At 54.1% G+C, this 16,509-nt stretch carries 13 protein-coding genes and 4 pseudogenes; 11 read left to right on the top strand and 6 right to left on the bottom strand.

Annotation, left to right across the window (positions count from 1 at the left end; all coding sequences use genetic code 11):
- Positions 1–122 precede the first annotated feature (122 nt).
- From B8P98_RS12365 to B8P98_RS12335, 7 genes are all read left to right on the top strand, one after another.
- Complete coding sequence (locus B8P98_RS12365) at positions 123–1,826, top strand: ABC transporter substrate-binding protein (RefSeq protein WP_080924162.1); 1,704 nt, start codon at positions 123–125, stop codon at positions 1,824–1,826.
- 44 nt (positions 1,827–1,870) lie between these two features.
- The gene (locus tag B8P98_RS12360) at positions 1,871–2,830 is read left to right on the top strand and encodes an ABC transporter permease (protein ID WP_095033076.1); all 960 of its coding nucleotides are present in this window, start codon (positions 1,871–1,873) and stop codon (positions 2,828–2,830) included.
- Entirely contained in the window at positions 2,827–3,777 is a 951-nt protein-coding gene (gene opp4C / locus B8P98_RS12355) for an oligopeptide ABC transporter permease (protein ID WP_087805234.1), read from the top strand. The genes B8P98_RS12360 and opp4C overlap by 4 nt, the downstream gene beginning before the upstream one ends.
- Entirely contained in the window at positions 3,774–4,754 is a 981-nt protein-coding gene (locus B8P98_RS12350; RefSeq protein WP_080896755.1) for an ABC transporter ATP-binding protein, read from the top strand. Before opp4C ends, B8P98_RS12350 begins: the two co-directional genes overlap by 4 nt.
- Positions 4,751–5,722, top strand: coding sequence for an ABC transporter ATP-binding protein (locus tag B8P98_RS12345; RefSeq protein WP_080896754.1), 972 nt, complete (start codon positions 4,751–4,753; stop codon positions 5,720–5,722). Before B8P98_RS12350 ends, B8P98_RS12345 begins: the two co-directional genes overlap by 4 nt.
- Before the next feature lie 377 nt (positions 5,723–6,099).
- On the top strand, positions 6,100–6,609 hold the full coding sequence (locus B8P98_RS12340) for an anti-virulence regulator CigR family protein (RefSeq protein WP_074385644.1): 510 nt from the start codon (positions 6,100–6,102) through the stop codon (positions 6,607–6,609).
- Between the two features lie 117 nt (positions 6,610–6,726).
- Positions 6,727–7,215, top strand: a complete 489-nt coding sequence (locus B8P98_RS12335; RefSeq protein WP_095033075.1) for a DinB family protein — start codon at positions 6,727–6,729, stop codon at positions 7,213–7,215.
- A gap of 36 nt (positions 7,216–7,251) precedes the next feature.
- On the opposite strand, the pseudogene B8P98_RS31620 reads toward B8P98_RS12335, so the two are convergent.
- The 3 pseudogenes from B8P98_RS31620 to B8P98_RS12325 all read right to left on the bottom strand — a co-directional run bounded on the left by B8P98_RS31620 (position 7,252) and on the right by B8P98_RS12325 (position 9,656).
- Positions 7,252–7,507: pseudogene (locus tag B8P98_RS31620) on the bottom strand (transcriptional regulator).
- A 681-nt stretch (positions 7,508–8,188) separates the two neighbouring features.
- A pseudogene (locus B8P98_RS31615) lies at positions 8,189–8,302 on the bottom strand (helix-turn-helix transcriptional regulator); the annotation flags it as partial.
- Between the two features lie 243 nt (positions 8,303–8,545).
- A pseudogene (locus B8P98_RS12325) lies at positions 8,546–9,656 on the bottom strand (IS3 family transposase).
- 78 nt (positions 9,657–9,734) lie between these two features.
- Between B8P98_RS12325 and B8P98_RS12320 the strand changes: the two are divergent.
- Positions 9,735–10,258: pseudogene (locus B8P98_RS12320) on the top strand (transposase); the annotation flags it as partial.
- Between the two features lie 286 nt (positions 10,259–10,544).
- On the opposite strand, the gene B8P98_RS12315 reads toward B8P98_RS12320, so the two are convergent.
- A complete protein-coding gene (locus tag B8P98_RS12315) occupies positions 10,545–11,120 on the bottom strand; it encodes a helix-turn-helix domain-containing protein (RefSeq protein ID WP_095033074.1) in 576 nt (191 codons plus the stop codon).
- A gap of 59 nt (positions 11,121–11,179) precedes the next feature.
- Positions 11,180–11,950 (bottom strand): DeoR/GlpR family DNA-binding transcription regulator, encoded by a 771-nt coding sequence (locus B8P98_RS12310; protein WP_095033073.1) that lies wholly within the window; start codon positions 11,948–11,950, stop codon positions 11,180–11,182.
- A gap of 99 nt (positions 11,951–12,049) precedes the next feature.
- Here B8P98_RS12310 and B8P98_RS12305 point away from each other — a divergent pair, with 99 nt between their 5' ends.
- The 3 genes from B8P98_RS12305 to B8P98_RS12295 all read left to right on the top strand — a co-directional run bounded on the left by B8P98_RS12305 (position 12,050) and on the right by B8P98_RS12295 (position 15,107).
- Positions 12,050–12,820 carry an inositol monophosphatase family protein gene (locus tag B8P98_RS12305; RefSeq protein WP_095033072.1) on the top strand — a complete coding sequence of 257 codons (771 nt, stop codon included), beginning with the start codon at positions 12,050–12,052 and terminating at the stop codon, positions 12,818–12,820.
- 9 nt (positions 12,821–12,829) lie between these two features.
- On the top strand, positions 12,830–14,002 hold the full coding sequence (locus tag B8P98_RS12300; protein WP_095033071.1) for an MFS transporter: 1,173 nt from the start codon (positions 12,830–12,832) through the stop codon (positions 14,000–14,002).
- 130 nt (positions 14,003–14,132) lie between these two features.
- Positions 14,133–15,107 (top strand): LacI family DNA-binding transcriptional regulator, encoded by a 975-nt coding sequence (locus B8P98_RS12295; RefSeq protein WP_157738367.1) that lies wholly within the window; start codon positions 14,133–14,135, stop codon positions 15,105–15,107.
- A 71-nt stretch (positions 15,108–15,178) separates the two neighbouring features.
- Here B8P98_RS12295 and B8P98_RS12290 read toward each other — a convergent pair whose 3' ends face one another.
- On the bottom strand, positions 15,179–16,309 hold the full coding sequence (locus B8P98_RS12290) for a gluconeogenesis factor YvcK family protein (RefSeq protein ID WP_095033069.1): 1,131 nt from the start codon (positions 16,307–16,309) through the stop codon (positions 15,179–15,181).
- Between the last annotated feature and the right edge of the window lie 200 nt (positions 16,310–16,509).

Here is a 16,509-nt window from a genome sequence, read left to right as displayed (position 1 = left end):
CCTTTGCTAAGGATAATTGGTTATAAACCATAGCGTTTCAGTGTTAGACAGGGCGAAGTGCGCCTCTTATCTTTCGTCATGAATTGTAAATAACCACGCAATCATTTGATGAGGTAGCACTTTTGTCCATATTACAACAAGGATTAAAAACCAGACAAACCCGCTTCGCCCTGGCGCTAAAAGTGGCCCTGCTCGGCGGCGTGGTGGCATTTTCTTCTGGCGCCTTTGCGGATGGGATCCTGAAAGAAGGCATCACTCCGGCCACCGACGCCAGCCAGATCCCGGCAAGCGCCAGGCTGCGCACAGACACGGTGGTGGCCGGGATCTCCGAGCCGCAGGGGATCTTTAACCCCTACTTTTTCGTCAACGGCTGGGATGAGAACGTCACCAACGTTATCTTTTCACGCCTGATCGACTGGGACAGCCAGGGTAAGCTGGTCCCCGGGCTGGCGGAGAGCTGGACGGTCAGCCCGGACAGTAAAGTCTACACCATCAGATTGCGCCCTGGCCTGACCTTCAGCGACGGTTCACCGCTGACGGCGGAAGATGTCGCCTTTACCCTGACGGTCCTGCTCGACCCCAGCTATGATGGCGATACCGACATCACCCTGGCCAATATCGCCGGCGGCGCGGACTACAAAGCCGGCAAAGCTGACAGCGTCAGCGGCCTGAAGGTCATCGACCCGCTCACCCTGCAGGTGACCACCACTCAGCCAGGCGCCACCACGCTGGCCAAAATTGGCGGTCCGGTGCTGTCGAAAGCCTGGTACGGCAAAGGGTATCAGCGGGGACATCTCGACTATCTGCGCTCACTGCACGGCAAGCCGCTGGGCAACGGCCCTTACGTGTACGACAAATATATTCCCGGTCAGGAAATTCGCTTCCATGCCAATAGCCATTTTTACCGTGGAACACCGCCAACGCCGCGCTTTATCTACCGCGTGACCAATCCGTCGACCAACTTCCAGCTGTTCCAGACCGGGGAGACCGACTATGACGCCTTTACCTCGCGTCCCGACGATATTGAGCAACTGAAGATGCTCGGCTTCGCCAACATTAATCTTTACGGCTCCAGCGACTACAGCCAGGTGGAGTTCAACGTGCATCGCCCGGCGCTGCAGGATAAGCGCGTGCGCCAGGCGCTGATTTACGGTCTGGATCGGCAGAAGCTGATCGACGTGGTCTATCAGGGGTACGGCAAAGTCGCCATCGAGCCGATCGCCCCGATCTCCTGGGCCTTTAACGCTGAAGGCGTCAACCCTTACCCTTACGATCCGGCACAGGCGAAAAAGCTGCTGGATGAGGCCGGCTGGAAACCTGGCGCCGACGGTATCCGCGCCAAAGACGGCCAGCGCCTGGAGCTGACCCTGCTGGTGAGCAAGAAGGTGCTCAACGATGCACTGATCCCCATCGCCAAGGAGAACTGGCGGCAGATTGGCGTACTGCTGAAGCCGCAGGTGGTGGATTTCAACGCCCTGATGGCGCAGCGCAAAGCCGGAAATTACGATCTGGCCTCCTTTAGCACCAGCACGCTCAACGACCCGCACGACGGGGTATGGGATTTCTACAGCAGCGAAGCGAAAGAGTCCGGCTACCATAATGTGGAAGTCGATAAGCTGATTAACGCCGGCAATGCGGTGCTCGACATTGAACAGCGCAAGCCGATCTACCACCAGCTGTATAAAGTGCTGGCCGACGATCCGCCGGTGATCCTGCTCGGCTATCGCAACATCCTTTCCGCCAGCAGCGCCCGCGTCACCGGCTTTAAGCCGGATATCTACAACGGCCTGACCGGCAGCCTGCCGGATGTAAAAATCGTCAAGTAACTCCCCTGGCCGCCGGGTTAACCGGCGGCTGATATGAGACCGTCATGAAAAATTTCATCCTGAGGCGCTTGCTGCAAACGCTGCCGATGCTGCTGCTGGCCTCGTTCATCATTTTTATGCTGTTCGCCAAAACCCCCGGCGACTTTATCGATGGCAATATCACCCTGACCGCCGCCCGCGCTGCGGAGCTGAAGGCGATCTACGGCCTCGACCAGCCGCTGTTCACCCGCTACCTCCACTGGCTGGGACAGCTGCTGCACGGCGATTTAGGCTTTTCACTGCAATATCAGATCCCGGTCAGCCAGTTGCTCAACCAGTACATCTGGAACTCTTTTCTGCTGGCCAGCGTCGCGCTGGTCTTTTACTGGGGCATTGGCCTGGCGGTCGGCGTGGTTTCCGCCCTGCGGCCCGGCTCCTGGTTTGACCATCTGGTAAGCGTCGCGGTGTTTGCCGCCATGTCGTTCCCCACCTTTTTCCTCTGCCTGCTGCTGATTAAATGGTTTGCCGTCGATCTCCACTGGCTACCGGTAGGCGGGATGACCAATACCGGCAGCGACGAGAGCGGCTGGCAGTATGTGCTACAAGTGGCCGCCCACCTGGCGCTGCCGGTGCTGGCGCTGGTGATGCTGCAGGCGGGCAGCCTGGCGCGCTATGTGCGCGCCAGTATGCTCGACGTGGTGAAAATGGATTTTATCCGTACCGCCCGCGCCAAGGGATTGCAGGAGCGCACGGTGATCCTCAAACATGCCCTGCGCAACGCCCTGCTGCCGATTATCACCCTGCTGGGCTTCGAGCTGCCGGGGCTGTTCTCCGGGGCGATCATTACCGAAAAGGTATTCAACTGGCCGGGGGCGGGCCACATTCATATCGACTCGCTGGCCGCCCGCGACTATCCGGTGCTGATGGGGTTTACCCTGTTTCTGGCGGTGCTGACGATCGTCGGGAATCTGCTCGCCGACGTGCTGTACGCCTGGGCCGATCCGCGTATTCGGGTGAGGTCGTGATGATCCTGTCTTACTTTGCTTCCCGTCGCCGCCAGCGGCAGGCGGCTATCCCGGCGCTGGCGCATATTCCCCCCTCTCTCTGGCGCCAGGGGTGGCGACAGCTACGCCGTAACCGGCTGGCCATGTTCTGCCTGATCCTGCTGGCGGTGATGGCGGTGTGGTGCGTGCTGGGGCCCGTCTGGTCGCCGTGGAAAGAGGATGCCACCGATGCTCTGAGCATCAACCAACCGCCTGGGGCGGAACACTGGCTGGGGACCGATTTTCTCGGTCGCGATGTCTACACCCGCCTGCTGCTGGCCGGGCGCATCTCGCTGATTATCGGCCTGCTGACCATGGTGATGTCGGTGTGCCTCGGCTACCTGCTCGGTGCCCTCTCGGGGTATCTCGGCGGGTTAACCGACAAACTGATCATGCGGGTGGCCGACCTGGTGATGACCATCCCCGGGTTACCGCTGTTGATCGTCGCCGGGGCGATGCTTTCCGAGCTCGATTTTTCGCCGGACTCGCGCATTTATATGGTGGTGGTGATGCTCAGCCTGCTGGAGTGGCCCCGACTGGCGCGGCTGGTGCGCGGACAATGTCTCTCCCTGCGCGAACGCGATTTTATGCTGGCCACCCAGGTGCTGGGCCTGTCGGCGCGTCGCCGGCTGTTTGGCCACCTGCTGCCGAATACCATTCCGATTCTGGTGGTGATGGCGACCATGGCCGTCGCCAACGCTATTCTCAGTGAATCCGCGCTGAGCTATCTCGGCCTTGGCGTGGTGCCGCCGACGCCGTCGTGGGGCAATATGATGGATGCCGCCAATAGCCTGATCGATTTCCAGCGCCGCCCCTGGCTGTGGATGCCGCCGGGCATCGCCATCTTTATCACCGTGATCGCCATCAACGTGCTGGGCGATGGCCTGCGCGACGCCATGGATCCCAATATGAAACCGAGGCTGAAATGACCACGCCGTTAGTCTCCTTTAATCATCTTTCCGTCTCTTTCGCCGGGGAACGCACTCGCGTGCGCGCGGTGCAGGAGGTCTCTTTCACTATACAGGCCGGGCAAACCGTTGGCGTAGTGGGCGAATCCGGCTGCGGCAAAAGCGTCACCGCCATGGCGCTGATGGGCCTTCTGCCGCCGCAGGCCGCGCGCATCGACGGCGGTGAGATCCGTTTCGCGGACCGCGATCTGCTGCGACTGAAAGCCAGACAGATGGCCGACCTGCGCGGCCACCAGCTGGCCATGATCTTTCAGGAACCGATGTCGGCCCTGAACCCGGTGTTGACCATCGGGGAACAGCTGTGCGAACCGCCGATCCGCCACCTCGGCGCCACGCCGAAAGCCGCCTGGCAGCAGGCCATCCAGCTGTTAAGCGAGGTCGGCCTGGCGCGCGGCGACAGCCTGATGACCCGCTACCCTCACCAGCTTTCCGGCGGCATGCTGCAGCGGGTGATGATCGCCATGGCGCTGAGCTGTCAGCCCAAACTGCTGATTGCCGACGAACCCACCACCGCGCTCGATGTGACCGTGCAGGCGCAAATCCTGCGCCTGCTGCGCGACCGGGCGCGGGCCAGCCAGATGGCGATGATGCTGATTACCCACGATCTGGGGGTGATCGCGCAGATGGCCAAGCAGGTAGTGGTGATGTATGCCGGACGGATCGTGGAACAGGGCGCCACCGCGGAGGTGTTACGGCATCCGCAACACCCTTACACGCGGGGGCTGATCGCCTCCCGCCCGGTGCCGGGTGAGCGGCGTCGGCGGCTGTACTCAATTCCCGGCCAGGTGCCGGACCTGGCCGCCCTGCCGGCGGGCTGCGCCTTTGCCGGGCGCTGCGAGCGGGCGACAGCGCGCTGCCGGGAGGCGATTCCGCCCCTGCTCGGCGAGCGCCATCGAGCCGCCTGCCTTTATAGCGAATTTGCGGAGGCGACAGCATGAGTGAACGCTATGTCATTGAAGTGGATGGATTGAAAAAATATTTTCCCCTGCGAGACGGCCTGTTTGGCCAGCAGACCGGCGAGCTTCGCGCGGTGGACGGCGTCAGCTTTAACATCCGTCCGGGCACCATTTTTGGCCTGGTGGGCGAATCCGGCAGCGGTAAAACCACCGTCGGCCGGACCCTGCTTGGCCTGTATGAGAAAAGTGCCGGCAGCGTGAAATTTCACGGTCAGGAGCTGGCCGACCTTACCGCGCCTGCCCTGCGCGCCATCCGGCCCAGAATGCAGCTGGTGTTTCAGGACCCCTACAGCTCACTGAACCCGCGGCTGCGTATTGGCGACGCGATTGGCGAAGCCATGCTGCAGCACAAGCTGTGCACCCCCGATGAGCTGTATGACCGGGTGATCGCCGTGATGAAAATCTGTGGCCTGGCGCCGGAACACTACGCCCGCTTCCCGCATCAGTTCTCCGGCGGCCAGCGCCAGCGGATCGGTATTGCCCGGGCGCTGATCCTCAACCCGGATTTTATCGTCGCTGATGAGCCCATCTCGGCTCTCGATGTGTCGATTCAGGCGCAGATCATCAATTTGTTTTCCGATCTGCGCGACGACCGCGGCGTCACCTTCCTGTTTATCTCCCACGATCTCGGGGTGGTGGAGCATTTATGTGACGATGTGGCGGTAATGTATCTGGGACAGCTGGTGGAAAGCGCCAGCCGCGATGCGCTGTTCAGTCGCCCTCTCCACCCCTATACCCGCGCCCTGCTGGCCGCGGTGCCGACCCTCGATCCGCACAGTGAACCGCAGGCGCTGGTGCAAGGCGAGATCCCGGATCCAGCCAATCCGCCCACCGGCTGCCGCTTTTCATCCCGCTGCCCGCAGGTGAGCGAACGCTGCCGCAGCGAGGCGCCGGCGCTCCGCGAGATAGTCCCGGGCCATCGGGTCGCCTGTCATTGGGTCTCCCCCTGAGCACGGTCGGCGGGGTTGTTTATTTCTAAACAACCGGCCGATTGTGCGCGACGGCGCCAGGCTTTACTATCCGCTCCGTCTTGTGAGACGCGTTATGAATGAAGCGTAATATTTTTGTTCATTTTTGCCCGATGGCTTCGGGCATTTTTTTCTCTACGCCCGGGAGCGATCCTGTCGGCAACACATTTAGCGGGGCGCGGTCGCCCGTCTGTCAAAACGCAGCAATGGAATTGCTTGTCCGCGTCCCGCTATCCCTTTCCCTTTATCTTTCCCGCCGGTGATTAAAAACCTGCAAAAAATAAGAAATGATGAGATTGCCAGGGGCATAGCTTTCTCTTATTTTTTAAGCGTGTACTCCCCTTCAAGGAATCAACATCATGCTCAAGCGTCGCACACTTAAAACAGCACTGGCGGCGGTTATCTCTCTTGCCGTGCTGGCCGCGCCAGTCTATGCCAACCCGGGTAACGGCAACGGTAACGGTGGTGGTAATCACGGGAACAGTGGTAACCATGGCAATAACGGCAATAATGGCGACCATGGTAATAAAGGCCAGAATAAAGGTCAGTCCACTGACGATCATGGCAACCGTAAAAACTACGGTAAACCCGACCACGTCGACAGCGATATCAGCTTTTCACGAGCGCGCTCCCTTGCCGTGAACTACGGTCTGGTCGGCTATCAGGCACTGCCGCCGGGTATCGCCAAAAATGTCGCCCGCGGCAAACCGCTGCCTCCGGGGATCGCGAAAAAGACCCTGCCGGCTTCGATGATTAACGACCTGCCCTATTATCCTGGCTATGAATGGCGCGCGGTCGGCGATGACCTGGTGCTGGTCGCCCTGAGCACCGCCATCGTCACCGCCGTGATTAACGGTGTGTTTGACTAAATCACCTGCTTATTGAAAAGCCTCGCTCCGGCGAGGCTTTTTTGTGCCTGATGCCGGAGCGTGACGACTCACCGGCATAACCAGTATGATAACGGTTCAACCAACCCGAGACCGACTATGGACAAAGACACAGTAGTGACGCTGTTGAAATACAAGCGCTGGATTGACCTTGCCACCTTGCAGGCGATCCGCGCAATTGACGGAACGGTATATGGTGAAAAACGTCATCTGACCCTCAGGCTGATGAACCATATCCATGTCGTTGATATGATTTTTCGGGCGAACCTGCGCGGCAGGCCGCACGGTTATACCGCGCTGAATACCCCCGAGACGCCAACCGTTGATCAGCTGGAGACGGCCATGACCGCCTGTACAGATGAGTACATTCAGTACGTCAGCGCCATGACCCCCACCGATTTCCACCAACGTATCGCCTTCAAATTCGTCGATGGCGGCGACGGCAATATGACCGCAATGGAGATGCTGAATCACATGCTCTTTCACGGCACCTATCACCGCGGGGCGGTGGGCTGGATGATTGGCGAATGCGGCGGCGTGCCGCCGAAAGAGGTGCTGACGGTTTTCCTGCGCGACCATCATGCCTGAGGGAGCGATAGCATCAGCCGTGGATCGCACGGAGGATCAGCAGAAGTTCAGCCTGATGACGAGTATGGGTTTTCCGGTACAGGGCGCTGAGATGGGTTCTGATCGTGGCGATGGATACGCCCAGATGTAAGGCGCATTCATCCGGTGTCATGCCCCGCACCAGCAGCTCCGCCACCGCATTCTCGGCGGGCTTAACGTTAAACAGCTCCATCAAGGCGCTGCCGGTGAGAAACGGCTCGGGAATAATCACGCAGGCGACCCCGGCAAGACGGGCTGCCGGGATCACGAGGATCGGTTTCGGCTGGCGCCCGGCGGTATAGCACAGCCCTGCCTTCGGCGGCTCTGCCGTCCGGGTGGCCTGCTCGATGGCGCGTTTGAGTTTTTTACTGTCAGTATCGAGGCACAGCGTATCGCCCCCGCTATACCAGGAGAGGCGGGCGTTGGCGCGCAGGTAGCGTTCAGCATGCGCGCTGGCGTAGAGAATTTTACCGCCATGATCCACCAGCCATACCGGGTAGATCCCGTTGTCCATCACCGCGCTCTGGTATTTTATGGTGTCCCGCAGTTGTTCAAACCGGGCGTGAAGCTGGCAGGCGGTTTTTAACGCCGGGATCAGGCGCCTGAACAGTTCAAACTGCACTGGCTGCGGATAAGCCGCCGTATTGGCCGTCATCAGTGACAGATAGGTGGCATAGCCATTGATGGTGCACAGCTTGACGCTGGTGAGATGATTCAGGTCGTTGGGGTGATGAAATTCATTGTAATAGACGCTGCCGGCAATAAACTTATCGCCCAAATACTCGCGGTCCCGATACATTTGCCCGACCGGTAACGCGGTCAATATTTTTTCGGCGGGATCGATAGCCAGAAATACATCGCGATAGGCGGTAAAGACCTTCTCCTCAAGCAGGAATGAATCGGTCAACAGATGCGCATTGCCTTTGTCGTAAAACAGAAATGCCGCGTACTGATGGCCGGTCAGTAACGCCAGTTTCTGCAACGCCGATTTCCACAAATCAGGATCCAGGGTGGCCATCAGCACCGTTTCCAGGATCTCGATGTAAATCAGTTCCGGATCAATCGCCATAACGACACCTGTGAGTCACTGTTTCCGCGGCCGGAGCGGCGCATGTGGCCGCCCTAATCAGCATAGTTCCGCCAGCGAAACAATGACAGTCCCGGTTCGCTAAGCAGACCGGGAAGCATGACGCCAATGCGCTATCAAGGGGTTCAGGATTCGCTGTTGCGGGTTTGCAAAGCGCTCCCGTTCCGGCATAGCGTCCGCCAGACCATCAATGCGCACACCAGGGTGACTGTAAGCACACCTGTTTTAGTTCCACGCACTTTTTGAGAGTTCCGGTTTTTCAGCCATCAGCCGGTACTCTTCCGGCGTCAGGTTGTTCAGGGATTCATGAGGCCGCTCGTTGTTATATTCCATCAGCCAGCGCCCGGTAATTTCCCGTGCTTCATTCAGTGTTCTGAACAGGTAAAAATCCAGGATCTCTGTCCGGTATGTCCGGTTGAACCGGTCGATAAACGCATTCTGTGTTGGCTTACCCGGCTTAATAAATTCGAGTTGCACGCCATGTTCTTCGGCCCACTGTGCCAGCGCCAGTGAGACGAGTTCTGGTCCGTTGTCCATCCGCATCTTTAGCGGGTAGCCGCGATTTGCCACTATCCTGTCCAGTACCCGGACGACACGCTGAGCCGGGATATTCAGGTCGATTTCTATCGCCAGTGCTTCACGATTAAAATCATCCACCACATTGAAGGTCCGGAAGCGTCTGCCGCAGACCAGCGCGTCGTGCATAAAATCAATGGACCAGCTCTGGTTTAACGCTTGCGGTGTCGCCAGTGGTGCTGGATTACGTACTGGCAGTCGCTGTTTTCCCTTGCGACGAAAATTCAGTTTCAGCAGGCAGTAAATCCGGTGAACACGTTTATGGTTCCAGGTATTGCCCTGCCTGCGCAGCAGCTGGAACAACTTCTTAAAACCGTAGCGCGGATAGCGTTCTGCCAGTTCAGTCAGCGCACAGATCACCGGTTCATCACGTCGGGTATCGGGCTGATAAAAATAGACCGTCCTGCTCAGCGATAACGTCCTGCAGGCCTGGCGTAAACTCATGGCAAATTGCGCCGTCAGATAGCTGACGAGTTCACGTTTTATCGCTGGTTTTAAAGCTTTTTTTCGATGACGTCTTTAAGTGCCCGGCACTCAAGGCTGAGATCAGCAAACATCTGTTTCAGACGTCGATTCTCATCTTCAAGGTCTTTTATTTTTTTAATATGGCCGCTTCCATCCCGCCATATTTCGCCTTCCAGTTGTAATAGCTGGCTTCCGAAATAGCGGCCTCACGGCACACATCCTTGACGGTACGTCCGGCTTCGACGGACTTCAATACGGCGATGATCTGGTGTTCAGTGAATCGGATCTTGCGCATAGCGATCTCCTCAGGGGACATAATCAGTATGTCGGAAGATCTCTAAAAGTGAATGGTCCGTTTTACCGGGATACTTACACTTTGATGGCAACAGCACTGGCGACACAAATTAAAGTCGTGAGTGAAATCATCAAAACCTATGACGAACGAATTGAAACGCTGTTTGACACATTGCCAGATGCGGGGCTGTTCAAATCCCTTCCGGGCATGGGGCCGTGTATGGGCCCACGGATGCTTGCTGCACTTGGTGATAACCGTGACCGGTTTAACAGCGCTGAAGAAATTCAAAACTATGCAGGTATTGCCCGGTGACAGAAAGAAGTGGCCAGAAATCCTGGGTTCACTGGAGATGGCAATGTGCGAAGTTCGTCAGGCAGACCTTCGTTGAATGGGCTGCCAAGACGGTTAACTCATCATATTGGGCCTGACTTTATTATCAGGGACTGCGAGAAAAAGGAAAATCTCACCAATCTGCAATCCGTGCTCTGGCGTTTAAATGGATAAGGATCATTTACCGCTGCTGGAAGACCAGAACCCGCTACGACGAAGCGAAATATTTGCTGGCTCTCGAAGCGCGACACTCGCCCTTACTGAAGCCATAAAAAGCTTGTCGAATGTCTCAGGGCGTGAAGCGGAAGTTGGCATTTGTCATAACCGCAGGGATGTAGGACTAACATTGACATGTAATAATCAACCGGGATCAGGTCAGCGGCCAGCTAAAGTAGGAAGGTCAAAAAACAACATTAACGTACAATAATTTTCGATATCCAAACTGAGCCCTGTCTGAAACAGTTCAGCTTGGTAAAAGGATTAGGCTGTTATCTTGAGCGCAATTGAGTCTTGTGGACATTAGCTAAAATTCGATGAAATGCATCTTGTATTTTTTATTTATAGATAAATTTGAGGGCTTTTGACATTACACTTCTTAGCATAATGGTAAAGGGTAATGATGCTCACTTTGGATGGGTTTGCTTCTATACTACATAGGTATTTGTAAGACACCCCCATTTTGTTGGCGAGTTGTTGTCGAGTCAGGCCAGCGATACTGCGCCATTTCATCAGTGTTTTCTGGAGAGTTTCCTTTAAAACTTCATTTTCAAAGCCGCTTTTTACCGCTGTTACAGTAAGTGCCTCTTTTCTGAAATTATTCCAGTATTCATGGTTAGTTGGTTTTGATAAGTCCAGTCGGTCTGCCAAAAATGCTAAGGCGTCATTCTGGTTGAAACGCATCTTTTTCTTCATCGCTACGCCTAGAATTACCTCACCTTCAACGGTTCTGCGAATGAAAATAACTCTTTGGATGCCTGCTCCTTCTGTTTGAATCCCTGTTAAATTATCATCCACCCTTACCAGGGTAGAGAAACCATCGCCGAGCAGGAACCTGTCGATAGTATGTATCACCTTCGCCTTAGAGTGGGTCGGGAGAGCTAAAAACTCAGCCTGTGCTGTTCCAGTTATTTTCATATTCCTGGGGCTCCGATGTTGATTAGTTGCATTTTCTGTTCAGACCATAATTAGCCTTTTCAGACCTGATGAACACGAATGTCCAGGCCTTTGAATGCATTAACATATTCCTTTACTGTATTTTCCTCTGTCACAATGACATCGATATCGGTACTTTTTGCCACAACATATCTTGCAACACCGGGCATTTTCTCTGCCGTTAGAGCAACAATATTTTCGCTGCTTTGTTGTATGACGGCTTTTTTGAATTCACAGTCAGCATAGTCGTAACCCGTTAATCCTGATTCCGGGGCCATCGCACATCCACCAATAAATGCCTGATCAAAATTTATTCCCTGGATCTGAGCTAAGGCAGTGGAACCGATACAACCGTTCACACCCTTTTGAATCTGCCCGCCAAGTATGATCACTTCGCATAATGGTTTATTCAGAAGCACAGTCGCTATTTCAGGCGAATTCGTCACCACGGTTAAGCCAATGTCTTCAGGAACAGCCTCTGCCATGACCAGATTAGTTGTTCCTGAATCAATGAAAATGCAGGTATCTGGCTTAACCAGTTGTGCACATTTATGCGCGATTTTGCTCTTTGATGAGGTGTTCAGCGATTTTCTGACGGTAAAATCACTCACTTCAGGGATGATGATTACCGCCCCACCATAGACCTTTTTGCAAAATCCATCTTTGCTAAGTTCATGTAAATCACGGCGAATCGTGTGTTCAGATACATTGAGGGTACTGGCTAATTCGGCGACAAACACTCTGCCGGTCTCACGAAGAGATTCTTTTATGTACTCTTGTCGTTGGTCGGGGAAAGTTGCATAATCGAGCATGTGTTTTACCTGAAGTTATCTAAATGAAGCATCAGAGAGCATGATCGTGCATTCATGATCCTCATGTCAACTCTCTGTATACAAAGATGAGGCCTTAAAGTGTTAGCAATTCCTGATGTGAGTTTTCTGAACCAACTCGCTGCGTTATCTGAAGATCTCATTCTGAAGGAGCACGCAGCGGCCGTAAATCAACAGGGAGGGAGGGATATTACTAATCACGAACTCCATTATGGCTGCAGTGGCAAAATCCAGGGCATTTTAAAGGACTATATTTCGACGGCATTCCCTGGACACACCGTGTTTGACAGCAGTCGGGATGAGTCATGTGATGAATTTGTATGGTCTGTTGATGTTTTTAATATGGAAAGGCTGAACGACCGTGGCATTCCTGCGAGAGGTGCCACCGCCGGATTATCTCACCGGGGAAAAATCGTGGCTGGCATGGTCGTCAGCCCCTTCACACGGGAACGTTTCTGGGCGGAGGGCGCCGAAGCCATGGCCTGCAGTCCTTTCGGTGAATTTCGACTTAATACCAGAAGAAATATCCAGTTGCATCAGTCGATTATGCACGTCAGTGAAGGCGACTATTTCGAAGATGCCACCCGGAAAGGTATTCAAAGCCTGTCGTCCCGAGTGCTGATGTCAAGATGGGGCGATCCGTGCCACGCCATGACCATGCTGGCTGCCGGTTATATCGATTTGTGCGTCATTCATCCCGATAAGATGAGTGCGTTCTCACCCCTGATCCTGCTGGTAAAAAATGCTGGCGGATGTGTGACAGAGCTATCCGGACCGAATTCCGGCTATCTGGCCAGTTCCGGGCCAGTTCTGCATGCTGAAGTCCTCAGAGTACTTAATTCATCTAAATAAAGGTCATTCATGTCCATTTCATTACTGGAACGCTATCAGCGCTTAGGTACAAAACTCATTTTGTTTATCACGGGATTTAGCTCGTCTTCGTGGGCCGTGGTGGTGCCTTATGCCAGGGCCAATACTGGTGTAAACGAAGCGACGTTAGGTACCCTTCTACTTTGTCTCGGTGGTGGCGCATTGCTGGCCATGCCACTTACTGGATATCTGACGGCAAAATACAACTGCAAAAAGGTTATCCGGGCTTCCGTCTGGAGTATTATTTCCTCACTTCCTTTACTCTCATTGATCACCTCACCGCTGCTGCTGGCGGCAGCGCTGCTGATATTTGGGACCGGAATCGGTATTACTGCCGGGGCCATCAATATCCAGTCTGTCATCGTGGAAAAAAAAGCCGGTAAACCGCTTATGTCTGGCTTTCACAGCATGTACAGCTGCGGAGGGATCGCCGGTGCCGGGCTTATGACCGTACTTCTTTCTGTGGGTATATCGATTTCTGTTGCGACGGCGTTTGTCTCGGTAGTGGTGATTGCGCTGCTTATTATCAGTCAAAAGGGGCTCCTGACTGAATCCAGCCATGTGGAAGGCCCCACTTTTGCGAAGCCAAAAGGGATTGTCCTGTGGATGGGGATTATTTGCTTCAGTGTCTTTCTTGCAGAAGGCACGGTACTTGACTGGAGCGCCGTTTTCCTGACGGAAATCAGGGACGTGGCTGAATCTAACGGTGGGCTAGGTTTCGCGACATTTGCGTTGGCAATGACTTTTGCCAGACTGATTGGGGACCGCATCATTACAGGGCTGGGCGCTATACCGGTTGTGATTGCTGGGGCTCTCATCGCTGCCGCCGGGTTTGCGCTGGTGCTATTCATCCCAGACTGGAAAATATCCCTGGCCGGATATGCGTTAGTGGGCTTGGGTTGCGCCAATATTGTTCCTGTCATGTTCTCCGCAGCAGGGCGACAGGCTGTCATGCCTGCAGCGGTGGCAATTCCAGCTGTGACAACGATGGGTTACCTTGGCGTTCTGGCAGGGCCTGCCATCGTCGGGTATGTTGCCCACTTCAGCACATTACCCGCAGCGTTCATCTGTATTAGCGTGCTGATGATCCTGGTCGCCCTGATGACCCTGAAAACGAGAAACGTGATGGTCGGGAGAATCTGCTCGGCTGAATCAGGAGCCTGAATTCCGGTGCACATACCGGCTGATAGGGTATCGGCGCCGGTATGTGGTTTTGCTGATTATTCATATGCAGAAGGTGTGATCATTCCACTATATCCGGAGGGCACACTGAAAATAGTTCAGGATGATAGCTATGGTTAAGATGACTGATGTCGCCCGTCACGCGGGCGTCTCTATCGCGACAGTATCAAGGGTGTTATCGGGAGCAAACGTTGTGTCCCCGGACACGCATAAAAGAGTCATGGATGTTATCGCTGAAACAGGTTACGCCATTAACCAGACTGCACAGAGTTTATCGACTCAGTCTGCGGAAAATATTGGTTTGCTGGTCAGTGAGGCTGTATATAAAACACGGTATTTTCCTGAGCTCATCCGGCTCACCGCGCATTTTGCGCAGGAGCATAACAAGAAACTTATTATAACGGATGCCAGGGCTGATGCTGAGGATGAACGGCAGGGCATCGCCCGTCTGGAGAATCAGCAGTGTGCAGTGATATTGATCATGAGTGTATCGATGGGTAGCGCAGAGTTGGGGCGAATAATTGAGCGCTCTGCAGCAGATATCATTCTTATTAATAAACGGTTAATACAAAATCCGCGCCATGCTATCTGGGTGGATTATCAACCATGTATTCTCAGATTGGTGGAGATGTTAACCCGCTATGAGCGTGATGATATCGCCATACTCGGTGATTTCTCGCCGGGAACGCCTGACTGCGAGATTATTGAACAATTCAGGTGTGCTGCCAGGAAGCTCAAACTGCCTCGTTCGAAATATCATCTGGTTCCCTGCGCAAGGAATTTTCAGGCGGGGCGCATGGCCATGTCTGGCCTCCTGTCGGGCAAAAAGTCCGTATCTGCTGTCATTACCTGCAATACTGAAATCTATAATGGCGTATCACAGGCCCTGTCCGAACAGCAGATACCTGTTTCCCCTTTACTGATTACGTTTGATGAAATTTACGATCCGGTACTTGAGCATCAGGATGTTAATGTTGTCGTCATAAATTATCCGGAACTTATCAGGGAAGCACTACATAAAGCAGCAGCGCTGTTTCACAATGCACCCGGCACTGACCAAAGGTATTCAGGGGAAATCTTATCCTGAGAACGTTCTGACGATACGCCTCCTATGGAAGGGAGGCGTACTGTACACCAGGTTCGCGGCGCCGGAACCGTTTATAGAGACAGAACAGAGCCATCAGTCAGAGCAAGCAGCTTCGCTGCTACGGCTGTACCATCATGTTTTCCCCGTTCCCAAACATCTTCAAACTCATCCAGCACAACACGATATTCCTCGCATTCACTGACCTCATCACTCAGATAAGCAAATCCGTTAACGTATTTATCTATAGCGAGAAATCGACGGTTGCCAAAGAGATACAGAACCGGCAAAGCTACATTACTGCTCTGGGTTTTCCATTCCCGTTCAAAACGTTCTGACACTTCTCTTAACCCAAGACCCAGGCTCTCCTTGCACTGAAGGATATTACTGATAAACACAACCGGACATCCTGACTGCGATACAGCCGATGTGATCCCTTCGACCTGAAGATGAGGAAGAATGCTGGTATAGAAACTTCCCGGACCAAATACAATGAGATCAGCATCCCTGATTGCTTCCAGTACCACCGGGTTGGCGCCAGGAGCATGACCGTCAGACGTGCGTAATTCAATATTTTTGATGCCCGTTGAAGCATCCGATTCTGCCATCTTGGTTATCTGGTCCTGAGGCGAAACAATTTTTCCGTCATTCAGCGTTGCTGACAGAGTGAGATCGTTACAGAGCGATGAAGGCCAGACGTTACCTGAAATTCCGCAAAGCTTTCTGAACACAAAAATGGCAGTGTTGATATCTCTGTTATGCGCCAGATAGGCACCTGAAAGAATAAAATTCCCGATACTGCCATTTCGGTAATCAAAGGTATTGCCGGCTTCTGCTGCAAAGGTTTTCAGGTAATTTACGATAGCCCCCCGGAGACCGGGCTCCAGCCTTTCAAGTAGAGGGTGATATCCCTCCAGGTAGGCTGTAAATTCCGTTCTCGCATCCTGAGACTGCAGATCGGAGGATAAACGTGTGTTACAAATGCGCACGACGTCACCCGACCGTTTTTCCCCATGAGCCATCGTCATCAGGGCCTGACGAATATCTCCAACAGAAAGCATATCGAGACTCAGTCTGATTGTTCTCGAGCTCCCGCCACTGTCCCAGGCAGGCACTATGCGGGTCAGAGAGACATCCTCCCGGCACAAAGCATTATTCAGTGAGCGACAGGCACTCCCTCCTGAAAACAGAACCACTCGTTTCATTACGTGCTTCCTCATTACCAACTATTGGCCCGATCCTTTTGTCTCAGGAGGGGGAACATGATGTTATCCACTAGCTCGATTGTGCTCGGTTAAGTGGTTTTAATCTTTACTTTATGCTCGATTATGATACTTTGTGAGAAAAACAACAAGAACTGGCCATGTTTTTCATATGAATAGCTTGTTCACGAAGTACCGATGAC

The organism is Klebsiella quasivariicola (assembly GCF_002269255.1).
Lineage (GTDB): Bacteria > Pseudomonadota > Gammaproteobacteria > Enterobacterales > Enterobacteriaceae > Klebsiella > Klebsiella quasivariicola.
The sequence above is the reverse complement of the archived record's forward strand: the minus strand, read 5'-3'. Positions and strand labels throughout refer to the sequence as shown.